Genomic DNA, 18,885 nt, shown 5'->3' on the forward strand with positions numbered 1-18,885 from the left:
GCATTCTCATGGAAAGCGAAGCATGCGGCATGTGTTGCTGATCGATCTTGTCGACGAGGCGCAGGCGATCGCCGACTATGAGGCGTGGCATGCCGCCGGCGCGGTGCCGCCGGCGATCAACGCCAGCATCCGCGACGCCGGCATCGTTGCGATGGAGATTTACCGCACCGGCAACCGGCTGGTGATGGTGATGGAAACCGCGCCCGACTATGACGCGGCGGCGAAGGCCGCCGCGGACGCCGCCAGCCCCGCCGTGCAGGCGTGGGAAACGCAGATGGACTCGGTGCAGCGGCCACTGCCCTGGGCGGCGCGGGGCAACAAGTGGACGCCGGCCGACCGCATCTATTCGCTCGACGAACAGCCATGAGGGCCATGCCGATGAAGACCCGCATTCTCTCTGCCGCGCTGGGCCTGCTGCTGATCACCGGCACCGCCGCCGGCGCCCAGGCAACAGGCGATCTGCCGCGGCTGGAGACGCGCAACGGCCGCCATGCGCTGATGGTCGACGGCGCGCCCTTCGTCATGCTGGGCGGGCAGGTCAACAACTCCAGCAACTATCCCGAACCGCTGACCAAGGTGTGGCCGATCCTCGATCGCATCGGCGCCAACACGATCGAGATCCCGATCGCCTGGCAGCAACTGGAGCCGGAGGAGGGGCGGTTCGACTTCGCCTTCGTCCAGCATCTGCTCGATGAGGCGCGCAAGCACGACAAGCGCATCGTGCTGCTGTGGTTCGGCGCCTACAAGAATACCGGCTATGGCTATGCGCCCAATTGGGTGAAGCGCGACAACCGCCGCTTCCCGCGAATGAAGACGCGCGACGGCAAGGATCATGACGTGCTGACGCCGCTGGCGTCGGCAACGCAGGAGGCGGACAAGCGCGCCTTCGTGCAGCTGATGACCTACATCCGCGATCATGATGCGCAGAACAGCGTCATCATGGTGCAGCCCGAGAATGAGGTCGGCAGCTATCGCAACCCGCGTGACTACAGCGCGGCCGCGCAGAAAATGTTCGATGCGCCGGTTCCCGCGGCGCTGGCGAAGGCGCTGCGCAAGCCGGCGGGAAGCTGGGCGCAGATGTTCGGCGATCAGGCCGATCGCATGTTCAACACCTGGCACACCGCGCGCTATGTCGAGGCGCTGGCGGCGGCCGGCAAGGCGATCAAGCCGTTGCCGATGTATGTGAACGCCGCGCTCTCGGACCCGTTCAAGACGCCCGACCCGATGGGCGTCGCCAGCGGCGGGCCGCAGGGCGATGTGATCGACATCTGGAAGGCGGGGGCACCCTCGATCGATATCGCTGCGCCCGACATTTACGACCGCGCCAGCCGCAACGTGTTCCGCCACCTCGATCTCTACACCCGGCCGGACAATGCGCTGATGGTGCCCGAGATCGGCAATGCCCGTGAATATGCCCGCTATTTCTGGGCGGCGCTGGGGCGTGGCGCGATCGGCTATGCGCCGTTCGGCATGGATGACACCGGCTATTTCAACTTCCCGCTGGGCGCGCGTCAGTTTGACGCGGCGACGCTCGACGCAGTCGGCGTGAAATACCGGATCATCGGTGGTGCGATGCGCGACTGGGCACGGATCGCCTATGAACGGCCGACATGGGGCGCAGCGCGGCCCGACGACGGTACGCCGCTGAGCACGACGATGGGGGATTGGACGATCACCGCCAGCTTCGGCGAGTGGCAGTTCGGCCAAAAGGAATGGGCCTTCCTCAAGACCGACCCGACGCCCTGGGGTGCCGAACCCGTCGGCGGCATGGTGGTGGCGCAGCTTTCGGCCGATGAGTTTCTGCTGACCGGCGACTTCGTGCGGGTCAACTTCGCGGCGCGCCAAGGCACGCCGGAAAACGCGATGATGCTGCGTGTAGAAGAAGGGCATTTCGAGGCCGGCAAATGGGTGATGGATCGCGTGTGGAACGGCGACCAGACCGATTACGGCCTCAACCTGATCGACACGCCCGTCTGGCTGAAGGTGACGATGGCGCGCTATCGCTGATAAGGCGGTTCCGAAAGGAACGGCCATGGACATCTTCTCTTCGGGTAAGGTCGCGGTGATCACGGGGGCGGCCGGCGGCATCGGCCATGCGGCGGCGCGGCGCTTCGCAGCGCTGGGCATGAAGGTCTGCCTCGTCGACCGGTCGGAAACGGTGAAGGCGGCTGCGGCGGAACTGGGCGATGACGCGGCGGGCTTCGTCGCCGATGTCGCCGATCGCGCTGCGGTGGATGCACTGGCGGGCGAGATCTGCGCACGTTTCGGTACGGTTTCCGTGCTGATGAACAATGCCGCCATCCATGGCGGTGCCGATGCGCTGTCGGCGCCCGACATATGGGAGCAGGTGATCGGCATCAACCTGATGGGCGTGCTCCACGGCGTCCAGGCGTTCGTGCCGGCCATGGTGGCAGGGGAGCAGCCGGGGCTGGTGATCAATACCGGTTCCAAGCAGGGCATTACCCAGCCGCCTGGCAACACCGTCTATAATGTCAGCAAGTCGGCGGTGAAATCGCTGACGGAGGGACTGGCGCACAGCCTGCGCGAGGCGACGGGCGGGCGCGTGAGCGCGCATCTGCTGATCCCGGGCTATACATTTACCGGCATGACCGCGGCGGCGGAGAAGCCAGCCGGCGCCTGGAGTGCGGATCAGGTGGTCGATTTCATGCTCGAGCGCCTGGACGCAGGCGACTTCTACATTCTCTGCCCGGACAATGAAGTGTCCCGCGACGTTGACGAGGGCCGCATGGCCTGGGCGATGGGCGATATCATCGAAAACCGGCCTGCGCTTTCGCGCTGGCATCCCGATCACGCGCCTGCCTTCGCAGCCCACATGGCCCGCAGGCTATGATTCGGTCGGGGTGGCACGCCGCCCGGGAAAGCCTCTCCATCTGTAACATCGTTTCGCGATCGTTTTGGATCGACAGCATCGATTTGCGCTTGAGGACAAATGCCTGGATGGGCGCCCGTAACGCGCATTTCGTCGCAAGGTGCCCACGGTTCGGGGCAAGAAACAACCAAAGTGGATGCGTCTCTTTAAGTTGATCCAAAACGGGTTCATCTTCGAAAATTGAGCATGGACCGCGCTTTAGCGTAAATGACCGCGGCGTACGAATTCCCCGAATCTTGTTCGATTCGGGAGAGTCTCATGGTCGAGTTGGTCCGCATTCGAAACGAAACTGTCGTTAGCAGCGACACGCTTCTTCCCCAAACGGGATCGTCCATCACGGCCTTGAACAACGGCGGCTACGCTGTCGCATGGGAAGGGTCGGGCGGGATCCGGTTGCGCATCTTCAATGCGAGCGGAACGCCGACCACGCCGGAATTCCTCGTCGATACCACGCTGCTCAGCGTTCAGTTCCAGCCCGCCATCACCACGCTTGCAAACGGCAATATCGTCATCGCGTGGACCGAGCCGACGGTGCTCGGCGCGCTGGGCAGCAATATCAGCATGCGGATCGTCAGCCCCACCGGCGTTGCCATCACCGCGGAATCGCAGGTCAATACCGGCCTGCTGGGCGCGCTGCTTGGCGATCAGACGACGCCGGACGTGGTGGCGCTGTCCAACGGCAATTTCCTTGTCACCTTCGACAATGGGCCCAGCACAGACGTCGTCGGCCAGATCTTCACCGCATCGGGCAGCCCGGTCGGTAACAACTTCCTCGTCAACGCGAATACCAATGGCGCGTCGGGCGATTCCAACATCACCGCGCTTGCCGGGGGCGGGTTCGTCGTCACGTTCGAAGACACCAGCGGCGCGTTCGGCGATACGGCCGGCAGCGCGATCGTCGCGCGCGTCTTCGACGCGTCGGGCGTGGCAGTAGGCGCGCAATTCAGGGTCAACACCACCACCGCCGGATCGCAGGTCGACCCGAGCGTCGTCACCCTGAGCAACGGCAATTTCGTGGTGACGTGGACGGATCCTGCCAATGTCGGCGACATCCGTGGGCAGATCTACACCTCTGCGGGGGTCGCCGTCGGAGGCGAGATCCTGATCAACTCGATCACGGCCGGCGCGCAGACCCGACCCAGCGTGGCATCGCTGCCCGGCGGCGGCTTCGTTGCGGTGTGGGAAGACAGCAGCGGTCAGTTCGGCGACACCAGTGGCACCGCGATCGTGGCGCAGGCGTTCACCGCAGGCGGCGTCGCGATCGGCGGGCCGGTGCGGGTCAACACCGGCCTGCAGGGCAGCCAGCTCAATCCCTCGGTGACCGTGCTGGCGGACGGCACGATCACGATTTCCTATGAGACGCCCGGCGCCAACGGCGTCTTCCAGATCGTATCGCAGCAACTCCGGCTGAACGACGCGCCGGTCAACATCGTTATCGACGACCCGTTCGTGCCCGAGAATTCGCCGGCCGGGACGCTGGTCGGCACGGTGAGCGCGACCGATCCCAACGGCAACACGATCACCTACTCGCTGGTCGACAACGCCGGCGGCCGCTTCGTCATCAATGCGACGACCGGCGCGGTCACCGTCGCGCCCGGCGCGGTGCTTGATTTCGAGACGCTGCGCAACTTCAACATCACCGTGCGGGCAACCGATCAGTTCGGTTCGTTCACTGATCAGGTAATCGCGATCCAGCTGACCAATGTTGACGAATTCCCGGTGATCAACGGCACTCCGGGCGACGATGTCATCGTGGCGCCGGGCAATGACTCAACGACGATCAACGGCGGCGACGGTAATGATACGCTGACCGGTGCCGGCGGCAATGACACGCTGAATGGCGGCAATGGGAATGACACGCTGAACGGCGGTGATGGCGCCGACACGGTCAACGGCGATGCCGGCAACGACACCATCTCCGGCGGCAACGGCAACGACACGCTTTCGGGCGGAGCCGGGCAGGACCAGATCTCGGGCGGCGCGGGCGACGACACGATCGATGGCGGTGCCGATGACGACACGCTGCAGGGCAATTCCGGTAACGACGTAATCAATGGCGGCGACGGCAACGACACGCTCGATGGCGGTGCTGGTGCCGATACGATGACCGGCGGAGCGGGCAACGACACCTATCTCGTCGACGATGCCGGCGATGTGGTGAACGAGGCGCCCGGCGGCGGCACCGACCGCATCGTCGCGACGATCAATTACACGCTGGCGGACGGCTCGAACGTCGAGAACCTCACCGCGGGCTCCAATGCCGGGCTCTCGCTTACCGGCAATTCCGGCGCGAATGTCATCACCGGTCGCGACGGCAATGACATCCTGTCGGGCCTGGCGGGCGACGATACGCTCAATGGCGGGCTCGGCAACGATACGCTCGATGGCGGCATCGGCAACGATACGCTTGCCGGGGGCGACGGCACCGATACGCTGATCGGCGGCGACGGCGACGACAATCTCTCGGGCGGCGCCGGCAACGACATCATCCAGGGCAATGCCGGCAACGATCGCCTCGATGGTGGCACCGGCGCCGATACGATGACCGGTGGCGCGGGCGACGATACCTATATCGTCGACGATGCCGGCGATGTCGTGGTCGAGGCGCCCGGCGGCGGCACCGACACCATCCTGACCTCGGTCGACTATACGCTGGCAGCCGACAGCAATGTCGAGATCGTCCGCGCGGGCACCGACGCCGGCGTGGCGCTGACCGGCAACGCCGGCAACAACACGCTCTCCGGCGCCGCCGGCAACGATACGCTCTCCGGCCTCGCGGGCGACGACACGCTCGATGGCGGCGCGGGCAATGACACGCTCGATGGCGGCATCGGCAACGACACTCTCGCGGGTGGCGATGGCACCGATACGCTGATCGGTGGCGACGGCGACGACAGCCTGTCGGGCGGCGCAGGCGACGACATCATCCAGGGCAATGCCGGCAATGATGTGCTCGACGGTGGCACGGGTGCCGACATGATGACCGGCGGCGCGGGCGACGACACCTATATCGTCGACAATGCCGGCGACGTAGTCGTGGAGGCGCCGGGCGGCGGCACCGACACCGTCATCGCCTCGGTCGACTTCACCCTGGGCGACGACAGCAATATCGAGATCGTCCGTGCGGGAACCGCTGCGGGCGTGGCGCTCACCGGCAATGCCGGCGCCAACACGCTCGTCGGCGGTGCGGGCAACGACACGCTTTCGGGCCTTGGCGGTGACGACACGCTCGATGGCGGCGCGGGCAATGACACGCTCGACGGCGGCATCGGCAACGACACGCTGGCGGGCGGTGACGGCACCGATACGCTGATCGGTGGCGATGGTGACGACACTCTCTCGGGTGGAGCCGGCAACGACATCATCCAGGGCAATGCCGGCAACGACCTGCTCGATGGCGGCGCCGGCGCGGATACGATGACCGGCGGCGCTGGCGACGACACCTATATCGTCGACGATGCCGGCGATGTTGTGGTCGAGGGCGCCGATGGCGGCACCGACACGGTCATCACCTTGGTCGACTATACACTCGCGGCGGACAGCAATATCGAGATCGTCCGCGCGGGCACCGATGCCGGCGTCGCGCTGACCGGCAATGCCGGCAACAACACGCTGGTCGGCGCTGCGGGCAACGATACGCTGGCCGGCGGCGATGGCGACGACACGCTGACCGGCGGTGACGGCAACGATACGGTCACCGGCGATGCCGGCGACGACACCATCTCCGGCGGCAATGGTGCGGACACGCTCTCGGGCGGCGCCGGGCAGGACCAGATTTCGGGCGGCGCGGGCAATGACACGCTCGATGGCGGCGACGGCAACGACACGCTCGATGGCGGTGCCGGTGCGGATACGATGACAGGCGGTGCCGGCAACGACACCTATGTCGTCGACGATGCCGGTGACGTCGTGAACGAGGCTGCGGATGGCGGCACCGACCGCATCGTCGCGCTGATAGACTATACGCTGGCGGAAGGGTCCAACGTCGAGAACCTGACCGCAGGTTCCAACGCCGGCCTTGCGCTGACCGGCAACAGTGGCGCCAACCTCATCATCGGCCGCGACGGCAATGACACACTGTCTGGCCTTGACGGTGACGACACGCTGAGCGGCGGCCTCGGCAACGATACGCTGATCGGCGGCGATGGCGACGATACGCTGTCGGGCGGTGCCGGTGACGACACCATCGAAGGCAATGCCGGCAACGATTTGCTCGATGGCGGCGTCGGCGCCGATGCGATGACGGGCGGTGCCGGGGACGACACCTATATCGTCGACGATGCCGGCGACACCGTGGTCGAGGCGGCCGGCGGCGGCACCGATACGGTCATCGCTTCGGTCGATTTCACGCTGGCCGATGGCAGCGAGGTGGAATTCATCCGTGCCGGCACCGATGCCGGCGTGGCGCTGACCGGCAATGCCGGCAACAACACGATCACGGGCGGCGCCGGGGCCGACACGCTCTCGGGACTTGGCGGTGACGACACGCTGAACGGCGGTGCCGGTGCCGACACGCTCGACGGCGGGGATGGCGATGACACGCTGGATGGCGGCACCGGTGCCGACACAATGACCGGCGGCGCGGGGAACGACACCTATATCGTTGACGATGCCGGCGACGTCGTGGTCGAGGCGGCCGATGGCGGCACCGATACGGTAATCACCTCGGTCGACTTCACCTTGGCCGAGGACAGCAATATCGAGATCGTTCGGGCCGGTACCGATGCGGGTGTCGCGCTGACCGGCAATTCGGGCGACAACACGCTCGCCGGTGCGGCGGGCGACGATACGCTGTCAGGGCTCGGTGGCGATGATACGCTCGATGGCGGGGCCGGCAACGACGCGCTCGACGGCGGTGACGGCAATGACACGCTGGCGGGCGGCGACGGTGCCGACACGCTGATCGGTGGTGACGGCGACGACGAGCTGTCAGGTGGTGCGGGTGACGACATCATCGAAGGCAATGCCGGCAACGACCTGCTCGATGGCGGCGCCGGTGCCGACACGCTGACCGGCGGAGCCGGGGACGATACCTATATCGTCGACGATGCCGGCGACGTGGTGGTCGAGGCGGCCGGTGGCGGCAGCGACACGGTGATCACCTCGGTCGACTATACGCTGGCCGACGACGCCGAGATCGAGAATCTGCGCGCGGGCAGCGATGCCGGCCTCGCGCTGACAGGCAATGCTGGAGACAATGCGATCACCGGCGGCGCGGGCGACGATACGCTTGATGGTGCCGGCGGTGACGACGTGCTGGCCGGCGGCGCCGGCGCGGACAGCCTGATCGGCGGAGAGGGCGATGATGTCCTCGTCGGCGGTGCAGGCGACGACAGCATCCAGGGCAATGCCGGCAACGACCGGCTCGATGGCGGCACGGGTGCCGACACGCTGGAAGGCGGCGCAGGCGACGACACCTATATCGTCGACGACGCCGGCGACGTGGTGGTCGAGGCGGCCGGTGGCGGCACCGACACGGTGGTCACCTCGGTCGACTATACGCTGACCGACGATGTCGAGATCGAGAATCTGCGCGCGGGCAGCGATGCGGGGCTCGCGCTGACCGGCAATGCCGGCGACAATGCGATCACCGGCGGCGCGGGGGCGGACACGCTCGACGGTGCCGGCGGAGACGACACGCTGAGCGGCGGCGATGGGGCGGACAGCCTGATCGGCGGCGACGGTGACGATATCCTCGTCGGCGGCGCGGGCGACGACACGATCCAGGGCAATGCCGGCAACGATCGCCTCGATGGCGGCACCGGTGCCGACACGCTGGAAGGTGGTGCTGGCGACGACACCTATTTGGTCGACGATGCCGGCGACGTGGTGGTCGAGGGTGCCGGCGGCGGTGCCGACACGATCATCACCACCGTCGACTTCAAGCTCGGCGACGATGTCGAGGTCGAGACGCTGCGCATCGGCAGCGATGCCGGCCTCGCCGTCACCGGCAATGCCGGTGACAATGCGATCGTCGGCGGCGCCGGAGGCGACACTCTCGACGGCGCGGCCGGCGACGATACGCTGGCGGGCGGCGGCGGTGCCGACACGCTGATCGGCGGCGATGGCAACGACATCCTCGCCGGCGGTGCGGGTGACGACACCATCGAGGGCAATGCCGGCAATGACCGTCTCGACGGCGGCGCTGGTGCCGACACGATGACTGGCGGCGACGGCGACGACACCTATATCGTCGACGACGCCGGTGATGTCGTGATCGAGGCGGCCAGCGGCGGCACCGACACCATCCTCGCCTCGGTCGACTACACTTTGGCTGCCGACAGCGAGGTGGAAAACCTGCGCGCCGGCACCGATGCGGGCGTCGCGCTGACCGGCAATGCCGGCGACAATGCGATCACCGGCGCGGCCGGCGCGGACACGCTCTCGGGCCTCGGTGGCGACGATACGCTCTCGGGTCTCGACGGTGACGACGCACTCGATGGCGGCGTGGGCAACGACATGCTGATCGGCGGCGCGGGTGCGGACAGCCTCATCGGCGGTGACGGCGACGACGTGCTGCAGGGCGGCGACGGCGACGACACCATCGAGGGCAATGCCGGCAACGACCGGCTCGACGGCGGCGCCGGCGCGGATGCGCTGGCGGGCGGTGACGGCGACGATACCTATATCGTCGACGATGCCGGCGATGTCGTGACCGAGGTGGCCGATGGCGGCACCGACACGATCGTGTCGTCGATCGACTATGTGCTGGCGGACGACAGCGGCGTCGAGAATCTGCGGGCCGGCACCGATGCCGGGCTGACGCTGACCGGCAATGGGCTGGCCAACGATATCGATGGGGCAGGCGGCGACGACACGCTGTCCGGCCTCGGCGGCGACGACATGCTCGACGGCGGCGCGGGCAACGACACGCTCGATGGCGGTGCCGGCAACGACACCGCGGTCGGCGGGCTTGGAACGGACACGATCACCGGCGGTGACGGCGATGACGTGTTGCTGGGCGGCGATGGCGATGATGCGCTTGACGGCGGCGCCGGCAATGACCGGCTGGATGGCGGCGCCGGTATCGACACGATGGCGGGCGGCGCGGGCGACGACACCTATGTCGTCGATGATGCCGGCGATGCCGTGACCGAGGCGGCCGATGGCGACACTGACACGATCGTCGCTTCGATCGATTATACGCTGGCCGACAACAGCAATGTCGAGGTGCTGCGCGCCGGTTCCAACGCGGGGCTGGTGCTGACGGGCAATGCCTTCGCCAACGAGATCATCGGCGGAGACGGCAACGACACGATCTCGGGCCTGGCCGGCGACGATCTGTTGACCGGTGCGGGCGGCGATGACGTGATCGATGCCGGCAGCGGCAACGATACCGCGCGCGGCGGCGCGGGTGCGGACACGATCAACGGCGGCGAGGGCGACGATTTGCTGCGCGGCGAGGATGGCGACGACACGCTGACCGGCGGGGCGGGCAATGACCGGCTCGACGGCGGTGCGGGTGCCGATGCGCTGGCGGGCGGTGCCGGCGACGATACCTACATCGTCGATAATGCCGGCGACACCGTCTCCGAAGCTGACGGCGGCGGCACTGACACGGTAATTTCCTCGATCGACTATGTGTTGGCTGACGACAGCGGCGTCGAGAACCTTCGCGCGGGCACCGATGCCGGCGTGGCGCTGACCGGCAACGCCTTCGCCAACAGCATCACCGGCGGGGCGGGAGCCGACACCTTGCTCGGGCTCGACGGCAATGACTCGCTCGATGGCGGGGCCGGGAACGACACCGTCGACGGCGGTGCCGGCAACGATATCGCCGGCGGTGGCGACGGTGACGACAGCGTCATCGGCGGTGACGGCGATGACCTGCTCAGCGGCGGCGCGGGCACCGATGCGCTCGACGGCGGCGCCGGCAACGACCGGCTCGATGGCGGCACCGGCGCTGACACGCTGACGGGCGGTGCCGGCAACGACACCTATGTCGTCGACGATGCGGGCGACGTGGTGGTCGAGGCGGCCGGTGGCGGCACCGACCTCATCCTGGCCTCGATCGACTATACGCTCGCCGAGGATGGCGAAGTCGAGAATCTGAAGTCCAACACCAGCGCCGGCGTGGTCCTTACCGGCAATAGCAAGGTCAATGTGATCGATGGCGGCACGGGGAACGACACCGTGCTCGGCCTGGGCGGCGATGACGATCTCGACGGCGGCGCGGGCGACGACACCGTCGACGGCGGTGACGGCAACGATTATGTCACCGGCGGCGTCGGCAACGACACGCTGATCGGCGGCGCGGGCGACGACCAGCTTCTCGCTGGCGCCGGCACCGACACGATCATCGGCGGCGACGGCAATGACCGCATGGATGGCGGCACCGGTGCCGACCTGCTGCGCGGCGGGCTGGGCGACGACATCTACATCATCGACGATGTCGGCGATGTCGTCGATGAGCTGGACGGGGAAGGGTATGACACCATCCAGACCCGGATCAGCTACACGATGGCCGAAGGGCTTTCGATCGAGCGCCTCGCGTCGATCTCGGCCACCAGCGTTACCTTGATCGGCAACTCTTCCGACAACCGCATCGACGGCGGCAACGCCAATGACCTCGTCCAGGGTCTGGGCGGGCTCGACACTCTGTCGGGCGGTGCCGGCAACGACACGGTCGATGGCGGTGACGGCGACGATCTTCTCTACGGCAATGCCGGCGACGATCTGCTGATCGGCGGCGCCGGCAATGACCGGCTGGAGGGCCAAGCCGGCTCGGACACGATGCGGGGCGGCATCGGTTCGGACACCTATATCGTCGACAGCGCCGGTGACATCGTCGTCGAACTCGATGGCGAGGGGACGGATACGATCCTGACCAGCGTCAACTTCACGCTCGCCGAGGACCAGTTCGTCGAGATCCTGCGCGGCAACACCAGCGCCGCACTGACGCTGACCGGCAACAGCCGCGCCAACCAGATCGATGGTGGCACCGGCAACGACATCATCCGCGGCCTCGCCGGCAATGACACGCTCGCGGGCAAGGCCGGCAACGATCAGGTCGAGGGCGGCGACGGCAATGACAATATCAATGGCGATGATGGCAATGACACGCTCAACGGCGGTACCGGCAACGACATCATCTATGGCGGCAACGGCGTTGACACGCTGATCGGCGGCCTTGGCAATGACCGGCTCGACGGCCAGGCGGGCGTCGACACGCTGATCGGCGGCGCGGGGGACGACACCTACACCGTCGACAGCGACGACATCGTGCAGGAACTGGCCGGCGAAGGCTTCGATATCCTCCAGGCGCGCGGCAACTACACGCTGGCGGCTGGGGTCTCGATCGAGCGGATCCAGGGGCTGAGCAATTTGGGCTCGACCTTGGTCGGCAATGAGCTGGGCAATGAGATCATCGGCGGCGGCGGCAACGACATCATCCGCGGCCTCGATGGTATCGACGCGCTCAACGGCGGCAACGGCAATGACACGGTCTATGGCGGTGCCAGCAACGACATCGTCCGGGGCGATAACGGCAACGACTTGCTGTACGGCGACGAAGGCGACGACAAGCTGGATGGCGGCGTCGGCAACGACACCCTCACCGGCGGGGCGGGCAACGACCAGCTCACCGGCGGCGCCGGCACCGATATCCTGATCGGCGGTGACGGCAACGACATCTATTATATCGACGCGCCGGTCGACACGATCGTCGAGGCGTTCACTGCGGGGAGCGGCACCAACGACACGGTCGTTACCACCACCAACTTCACCTTGTCCGACAGCATCTCGATCGAGCAGATCACGGCGCGGAACGATGCGGGGCTGACATTGGTCGGCAACAGCTTCGACAATCGCCTGAACGGTGCTGCCGGGGCGGACACGCTGCGTGGCGGTGGCGGCAATGACTCGATCTACGGTCTCGCCGGCAACGACGTCATCGTCGGCGGCGCCGGCCGTGACACGCTGATCGGCGGCCTCGGTGCCGACCGCTTCGTCTATGAAGCGGTGTCGGATACGGCGGGCACCAATCTGAGCCTCGTCGACCGCATCACCGACTTCAACGGAGCGCAGGGCGACCGGATCGACCTGTCGGCGATCGATGCGATCGCCGGCGGTGCCAATGATGCCTTCACTTTCGTGTCGGCGTTCAGCGGGGTGGCCGGGCAGCTGATCTCGGTGGCGTCGGGCAGCGGCTTCCTGGTGCAGGGCGACATCAATGGCGACCGGGTCGCGGACTTCACGATCAACGTGACGACCGCGGCGCCGCTGACCTCGACCGACTTCATTCTCTAACTCCGTTTGGCGGATCGCCCCCACCGGGGCGGTCCGCCGGACACCGGGAGCGCGCCGACGCTTGGCCATTGCGTCGGTGCGCTCTTCTGCTTTTTTTGCGGGCGTCTCGCGCACCGGGTTATCCGCGTTCACAAACCCCCTTGTCGTCTCGATCGGAACCGGCGAACAGCGCCGGGTGACGGACGGGGCGCACGCGCAGGAGTGGATGGTGCATGGCGGCAGGCTGGATGCCGCCGCGCGCGCCTATGGCGGTGCGCCCGATCAGTGGCTCGATCTTTCCACGGGCATCAACCCGAACCCCTGGCTCGGAGCCGCGTCGATCGCGGTCGACTGGCGCGCGTTGCCGTCCGAGGCGGCGTTGGCGGGGCTCGAGCACGCGGCGGCCGACCATTTCGGCGTCGCGCCTGGGCATGTCTGTGCGCTGCCGGGGTCCGAGATCGGCATCCGCATGCTGGGTCGACTGGGGCTGGGGGCGGAAGGTGCGCATGTCGCGCCCGCCTATCGCACCCATGAAGTCGCGCTGGATGGGGCGATGCCGATTGCCACCGACGCGGTGGCGGCGGCGCGCGCCGACGGGCGTACGGTGCTGCTCGCCAATCCCAACAATCCCGATGGTCGCCTGCTGCCGCGCGCGATGCTGCGCGATGCCGCCGATGCGGGCGCCGGCTGGTTGATCGTCGACGAGGCCTTCGCCGATCTCCACCCGGACGCCAGCGTGGCCGCGGACGTTGCCGATCATCGCCGGCTGCTCGTGCTGCGCTCCTTCGGCAAATTCTTTGGGCTGGCCGGGCTGCGACTGGGCTTCGCGGTCGCTCCGCGGCCGATCATCGCGGCGCTGCGCGGCTTGCTCGGCGCCTGGCCGGTCTCTTCCGCCGCGATCGCGATCGGCACTGCGGCCTATCGAGACCATGAGTGGATCGCGTCAACCCGCGCGCGGCTTGTCGCCGATGCCGCCGCGTTCGATGCCCTGCTCGCGCGGCATGGCCTTGCCGCGACCGGAGATTGCCCGCTGTTCCGCCTCGTCGCGCACGATGATGCCGCGGCCTTGTTCGACCGTCTCGCGCGGCACCACATCCTGTGCCGGCCGTTCGATTATGCACCGCGCTGGCTGCGCTTCGGGCTGCCGGGCGATGCCGCCGCGCAGGACAGGCTCGACTGGGCGCTCGCGCATGGCTGAGCCCTTCGTCCTTGCCGCTCTGGCGATCGAGGCGACACTGGGCTGGCCGCCGCAGCTCTATGATCGCATCGGCCATCCGGTTGGCGGCTTCGCGCGGCTGATCAATGCGTGCGAGGCGCGGTGGAACCGGGGCGGCCCGGCGCGGCGCCGCCGGATGGGCATCCTGACCGTCATCTTGCTGGTGGCGCTGGCCGGCGGGGCGGGCTGGGCGCTGGAGGAGGCGGCCGAGCGCATCGCCGGGCGCTGGGCGTGGGTGCTGATCGGGCTGCTTGCCGCTCCCGGCCTTGCGCAGCGCAGCCTGCACGATCATGTCCGCGCCGTCGCCGAACCGCTCGCCATCGGTGACCTGCCGGCGGCGCGCGCGGCGGTCGCGCGCATCGTGGGACGCGACACCCGAACGCTCGACGAGGCCGGCATCAGCCGCGCGGCGATCGAAAGCCTCGCCGAGAGCTTCTGCGATGGCGTCGCCGCCCCGCTATTCTGGCTGCTGCTGCTCGGTCTGCCGGGGATCTGGGCCTATAAGGCGATCAACACCGCGGACAGCCTGATCGGCCATCGTGAAGAACGCTGGCGCGATTTCGGCTGGGCGGCGGCGCGGCTCGATGATGTGGCCAACCTGATCCCCGCACGGCTGGCGGGGCTGGTCGTCTGCCTTGCCGGCGGACGCGCGCTCGGGCCCCGGGCCGGCTTCGCGGTGATGCGGCGCGACGCACACCTGCATGCCTCGCCCAACGCCGGCTGGCCGGAGGCGGCGATGGCAGGCGTGCTCGGCCTGCGGCTGGGCGGCCCGGTCGCCTATGACGGGGTGTGGCACGACAAGCCCTGGATCGGCGCCGGCCGCGCCGAGGCAAGCGCCGCAGACGTCGCCCGCGCGCTCGAGGTCTATCGCCATGCGTGCCTGTGCCTGTGGCTGCTCGCCGGCCTCGTCGCATGGCGCGGATGATGGCGGGCGCGTTCATGCTGCAGGGCACTGGCTCGGACGTCGGCAAGTCGGTGCTGGTCGCCGGGCTGTGCCGCGCGCTCGCCAACCGCGGGCTGACGGTCCGTCCGTTCAAGCCGCAGAACATGTCCAACAACGCCGCGGTCACCGCCGATGGCGGCGAGATCGGCCGTGCGCAGGCGCTGCAGGCGATCGCGTGCCGGGTGCCCGCACATACCGACATGAACCCGGTGCTGCTCAAGCCGCAGGCGGATCGGACCGCGCAGCTCGTCGTCCACGGGCAGGTGCGCGGCACGATGGGCTCGGGCAGCTTCCGCACCGCGCGCGCGCCTTTGCTCGATGCGGTGCTGGCGAGCTATCGCCGGTTGCGCGGGCAGGCGGATATCGTCGTTGTCGAGGGGGCGGGATCCCCCGCGGAGATCAACCTGCGCGCCGGCGACATCGCCAATATGGGATTCGCGCGCGCCGCCGGTGTGCCGGTGCTATTGGTCGGCGACATCGACCGCGGCGGGGTGATCGCGGCGATCGTTGGCACGCGCACGGTGATCGATCCCCCCGACGCGACGATGATTCGCGGTTTCATCATCAACAAGTTTCGCGGCGACCCGGCGCTGTTCGAGGATGGCTACCGCCAGATCGAGCAACTGGCCGGCTGGCGCGGCTTCGGCGTCGTGCCCTGGCTGCACCAGACCGCGCGGCTGCCGAGCGAGGATGCGGTGGTGCTCGAACGGTCGGCGACGAACGGCGCGGCACGGCTGCTCATCGCCTGCCCGATCCTGCCGCGTATCGCCAATTTCGACGATCTCGACCCGTTGAAGCTTGAGCCCGCGGTCAGCGTGGTAATGGTGCCACCCGGCCGACCGATTCCGGCGGAGGCGGCGCTGATCGTTCTGCCCGGTTCCAAGGCGACGATCGCCGATCTCGCCGCGCTGCGCGCCGAGGGCTGGGACATCGACATTCGCGCGCATCACCGGCGCGGCGGTTCGATCCTGGGGCTGTGCGGCGGCTATCAGATGCTCGGGCGCCGCGTCGCCGATCCAGACGGAATCGAGGGGGCGGCAGGTGCGGTCGATGGACTCGGCCTGCTCGATATCGCAACGGTGCTCGGTCCGCGGAAGGCCCTGCGCCAGGTAAGCGGCACCGCGCTCGGCGCGCGCTTCGACGGTTATGAGATGCATATGGGCGAGAGTGATGGCGCCGACACCGCGCGGCCGCTCGTCCGCTTCGACGATGGCCGGCAGGACGGCGCGATCAGCGGCGACGGCCGCGTGCTCGGCACCTATGTCCACGGCCTGCTCACGGATCCGCGCCAGCGCGCGGCATTGCTCGCGCGCATCGGTGCCGAGGGAGCAGGACAGGATTATCATGCGGCGGTCGATGCCGCGCTCGACGGTATTGCCGCCACGCTCGAAACGCATCTCGATATCGATGCCATGCTGGCATTGGCGGCCGACGCATCGCCCGCTGATGCCTTGCCCACCAACGCATGATTGCAACTGACTCTCACTAGGTTTAGCGATGGCGCTGTCGTGGATGCGGAGGTTGATGTGCGGGGCGCTGGATATTGAGCGGGGCTGCGGTGACGTCGCTCATGCTGCTGCTTGCGGCGGCGGGTGTGCTGCTCGTGCGTGCAGGCTGGCCGGCGAAGGCACGGGGACGCGGACCGCTGCTGATCGGCGGCTGGAGCGCAATCGCCGTGTCGCTGGTGGTGATGGGTTGGCGGGATGGCGCCTGGGGCGTCACGATGTCCGCCGTGGTCGCGATGGTCGTCGCGCATGGGCCGCTTGCGGTCGCGGCGCTGGAGAAGGGCAAGAAGGCCAAGGTTGAGCGGGCGCCGCGGGAAACCGATCCCACGGTCACGCTGTCACCGGGCGGCTGGCTGGGCGTGGGCCGTCGGGTGACGATCTTCCTGCTCGTCGTCCCGTTCGGTGCGGTGGTGGCGATGCTGTTCGCGCTGGCGGTGCTGGGCGGCGTTCGCGCGGTGGGCTGGCACGATGTCAACAGCACGCCGCTGGGCTTCCTGCTGTGGCCGATCGCCTGGGCGCTGCTCGCCACCTGGATGCTGATGTATGAAAGGGTCGCGCGCATTGCGCGGCCGCTCGCCTTCGTCGCCGCGCCGTCCGCGCTGGCGCTCTGGCTGTCATTGTAGGAGGGGCGGGATGGGTATTCCGGCCGATATCGTCCGCCGCGCCCTCGCCGGCCATGCCGCGATCGGGCTGCTCGCCGGCGGACTGCTTTATCTGCTGTGCCTTAGCGGCACGCTGATCGTCATCCAGCAGGAATGGCAGCGCTGGGAACAGCCTAACCAGCCGGAGGCGATGGCGCTGCAACCGGCGGCGATCGATCGCGCGCTGCGCGCGGTGCTCGCCGCCGACGCGGGCAAGACGCCGAGCGATCACCTGTTCGTCCACATGCCCAATCAGGGGCTGCCCCGCACGGTGATCACCACCGATCATCAGGCGGTGTATATCGACCGCGACGGTGCCATCGCCGGCCCCGAGGCGCATGGCTGGACCGAGTTCGTGATCGGCCTGCATTATTATCTGCACCTGCCCTCGATGTGGGGGATGATCGTCGTCGGTGCGCTCGGCGTGATGATGGCGGCCTTGAGCGTGGGCGGCGTGATCGCGCACCCGCGGATCTTCCGCGATGCCTTCCGCCTGCGCGCGCGGGGATCGCGGCAGCTCGCCTATGCGGACTGGCACAATCGGCTGGGCGTGTGGACATTGCCGTTCGGGCTGGCAGTATCGATCACCGGCGCGTTGCTGGGACTGGCGACCGTGATGGCGTTCGCGATCGCGACGAGCTGGTATGGCGGCAATGTCGAGCGCGTGTTCGAGCCGGTGTTCGGCAGCGAGCCTGCTTTCGGGCCGGCGCCGACCGCGCTGCCGAGCATGGCGCGCCCGCTCGACTATATGGCGCGGCACCATCCCGACCTGCGGCTGGACTATATCATCCTCCACGATCCGGGCACGCCCAAGCAGTTCGTCCAGATCCTCGCCGAGCATCCGCGCCGGCTGATCTTCGGCGACTATTATGAGTTCGACGCCACCGGTGCGTTCCGCCGCACCCAGCACATGAGCGATGGGGAGATGGGCAAGCAATTTTCCGCCTCGGTCTACAAGCTGCATTTCGGCAGCTTCGGCGGGTTGCCGGTGAAGCTGATCTACATCCTGCTCGGCGCCGCGACGACGGTGGTGTCCGCCACCGGCATGACGATCTGGCTGATCAAGCGCCGCGCGCGCGGCAAGCCGTCACCGCGGCTCGAAGGAGTGTGGTCCGCCACTCTGTGGGGTGCGCCGCTGATGCTGGCGCTGGCGTTCGTGCTGCGCACGGCGGCGGGCAAGGATGCGCCGATGGTCGCCTTGTTCTGGATCGGTCTTGCGCTGCTGATCGGTATCGCCACCGTCACCGCGCGCGCGAAGCCGTTGGCCACCGCATTGCGCGGCGCGCTGGCGGTGCTGCTGGCGGGCATTGGCATCGCGCATGCGGCAGCGATGGCGCCGATCGTCGCGGGGCCGCTGGTGATTGATATCGCGCTGCTGCTCACAGGTATCGCGGTGGCGCCGTGGGCGGCGCTGCGCGTGGCGCGGGGTGAGCCGCGCGGCGAACTGGCGCCGGCTGAGTAAA

9 protein-coding genes are annotated in these 18,885 nt (G+C 67.9%); all 9 read left to right on the forward strand.

Features of this window, described 5'->3' with window-relative positions:
• The first annotated feature begins 22 nt into the window (after window positions 1-22).
• The 9 genes from FHS96_RS03145 (at window position 23) to FHS96_RS03185 (ending at window position 18,884) form a co-directional block, all read left to right on the forward strand.
• On the forward strand, window positions 23-367 hold the full coding sequence (locus FHS96_RS03145; protein WP_429587890.1) for an L-rhamnose mutarotase: 345 nt from the start codon (window positions 23-25) through the stop codon (window positions 365-367).
• Window positions 368-378: 11 nt separating this feature from the next.
• Window positions 379-2,007: a DUF5597 domain-containing protein gene (locus FHS96_RS03150; protein ID WP_429587891.1), complete on the forward strand. Its 1,629-nt coding sequence runs from the start codon at window positions 379-381 to the stop codon at window positions 2,005-2,007.
• Between the two features lie 25 nt (window positions 2,008-2,032).
• Window positions 2,033-2,851 (forward strand): SDR family NAD(P)-dependent oxidoreductase, encoded by an 819-nt coding sequence (locus tag FHS96_RS03155; protein ID WP_429587892.1) that lies wholly within the window; start codon window positions 2,033-2,035, stop codon window positions 2,849-2,851.
• Between the two features lie 432 nt (window positions 2,852-3,283).
• On the forward strand, window positions 3,284-13,138 hold the full coding sequence (locus FHS96_RS03160; RefSeq protein ID WP_429587893.1) for a cadherin domain-containing protein: 9,855 nt from the start codon (window positions 3,284-3,286) through the stop codon (window positions 13,136-13,138).
• 205 nt (window positions 13,139-13,343) lie between these two features.
• Window positions 13,344-14,315 (forward strand): threonine-phosphate decarboxylase CobD, encoded by a 972-nt coding sequence (cobD, locus tag FHS96_RS03165; protein ID WP_429589578.1) that lies wholly within the window; start codon window positions 13,344-13,346, stop codon window positions 14,313-14,315.
• Window positions 14,308-15,258: an adenosylcobinamide-phosphate synthase CbiB gene (gene cbiB / locus FHS96_RS03170; protein WP_429587894.1), complete on the forward strand. Its 951-nt coding sequence runs from the start codon at window positions 14,308-14,310 to the stop codon at window positions 15,256-15,258. Before cobD ends, cbiB begins: the two co-directional genes overlap by 8 nt.
• Window positions 15,258-16,745 (forward strand): cobyric acid synthase, encoded by a 1,488-nt coding sequence (locus tag FHS96_RS03175; protein WP_429587896.1) that lies wholly within the window; start codon window positions 15,258-15,260, stop codon window positions 16,743-16,745. The genes cbiB and FHS96_RS03175 overlap by 1 nt, the downstream gene beginning before the upstream one ends.
• Window positions 16,746-16,834: 89 nt before the next feature.
• A complete protein-coding gene (locus FHS96_RS03180) occupies window positions 16,835-17,404 on the forward strand; it encodes a hypothetical protein (RefSeq protein ID WP_429587898.1) in 570 nt (189 codons plus the stop codon).
• A gap of 10 nt (window positions 17,405-17,414) precedes the next feature.
• Window positions 17,415-18,884, forward strand: coding sequence for a PepSY-associated TM helix domain-containing protein (locus FHS96_RS03185; protein ID WP_429587899.1), 1,470 nt, complete (start codon window positions 17,415-17,417; stop codon window positions 18,882-18,884).
• Window position 18,885 lies beyond the last annotated feature (1 nt).

Origin of the sequence: Sphingomonas zeicaulis (genome assembly GCF_050433225.1) — a bacterium.
Lineage (GTDB): Bacteria > Pseudomonadota > Alphaproteobacteria > Sphingomonadales > Sphingomonadaceae > Sphingomonas_D > Sphingomonas_D zeicaulis.

Coding starts and splice junctions, on each gene's coding strand:
- FHS96_RS03145 (WP_429587890.1), top strand. CDS start 23: ATGCGGCATGTGTTGCTGATCGATCTTGTCGACGAGGCGCAGGCGATC.
- FHS96_RS03150 (WP_429587891.1), top strand. CDS start 379: ATGAAGACCCGCATTCTCTCTGCCGCGCTGGGCCTGCTGCTGATCACC.
- FHS96_RS03155 (WP_429587892.1), top strand. CDS start 2,033: ATGGACATCTTCTCTTCGGGTAAGGTCGCGGTGATCACGGGGGCGGCC.
- cobD (WP_429589578.1), top strand. CDS start 13,344: ATGGTGCATGGCGGCAGGCTGGATGCCGCCGCGCGCGCCTATGGCGGT.
- cbiB (WP_429587894.1), top strand. CDS start 14,308: ATGGCTGAGCCCTTCGTCCTTGCCGCTCTGGCGATCGAGGCGACACTG.
- FHS96_RS03175 (WP_429587896.1), top strand. CDS start 15,258: ATGGCGGGCGCGTTCATGCTGCAGGGCACTGGCTCGGACGTCGGCAAG.
- FHS96_RS03185 (WP_429587899.1), top strand. CDS start 17,415: ATGGGTATTCCGGCCGATATCGTCCGCCGCGCCCTCGCCGGCCATGCC.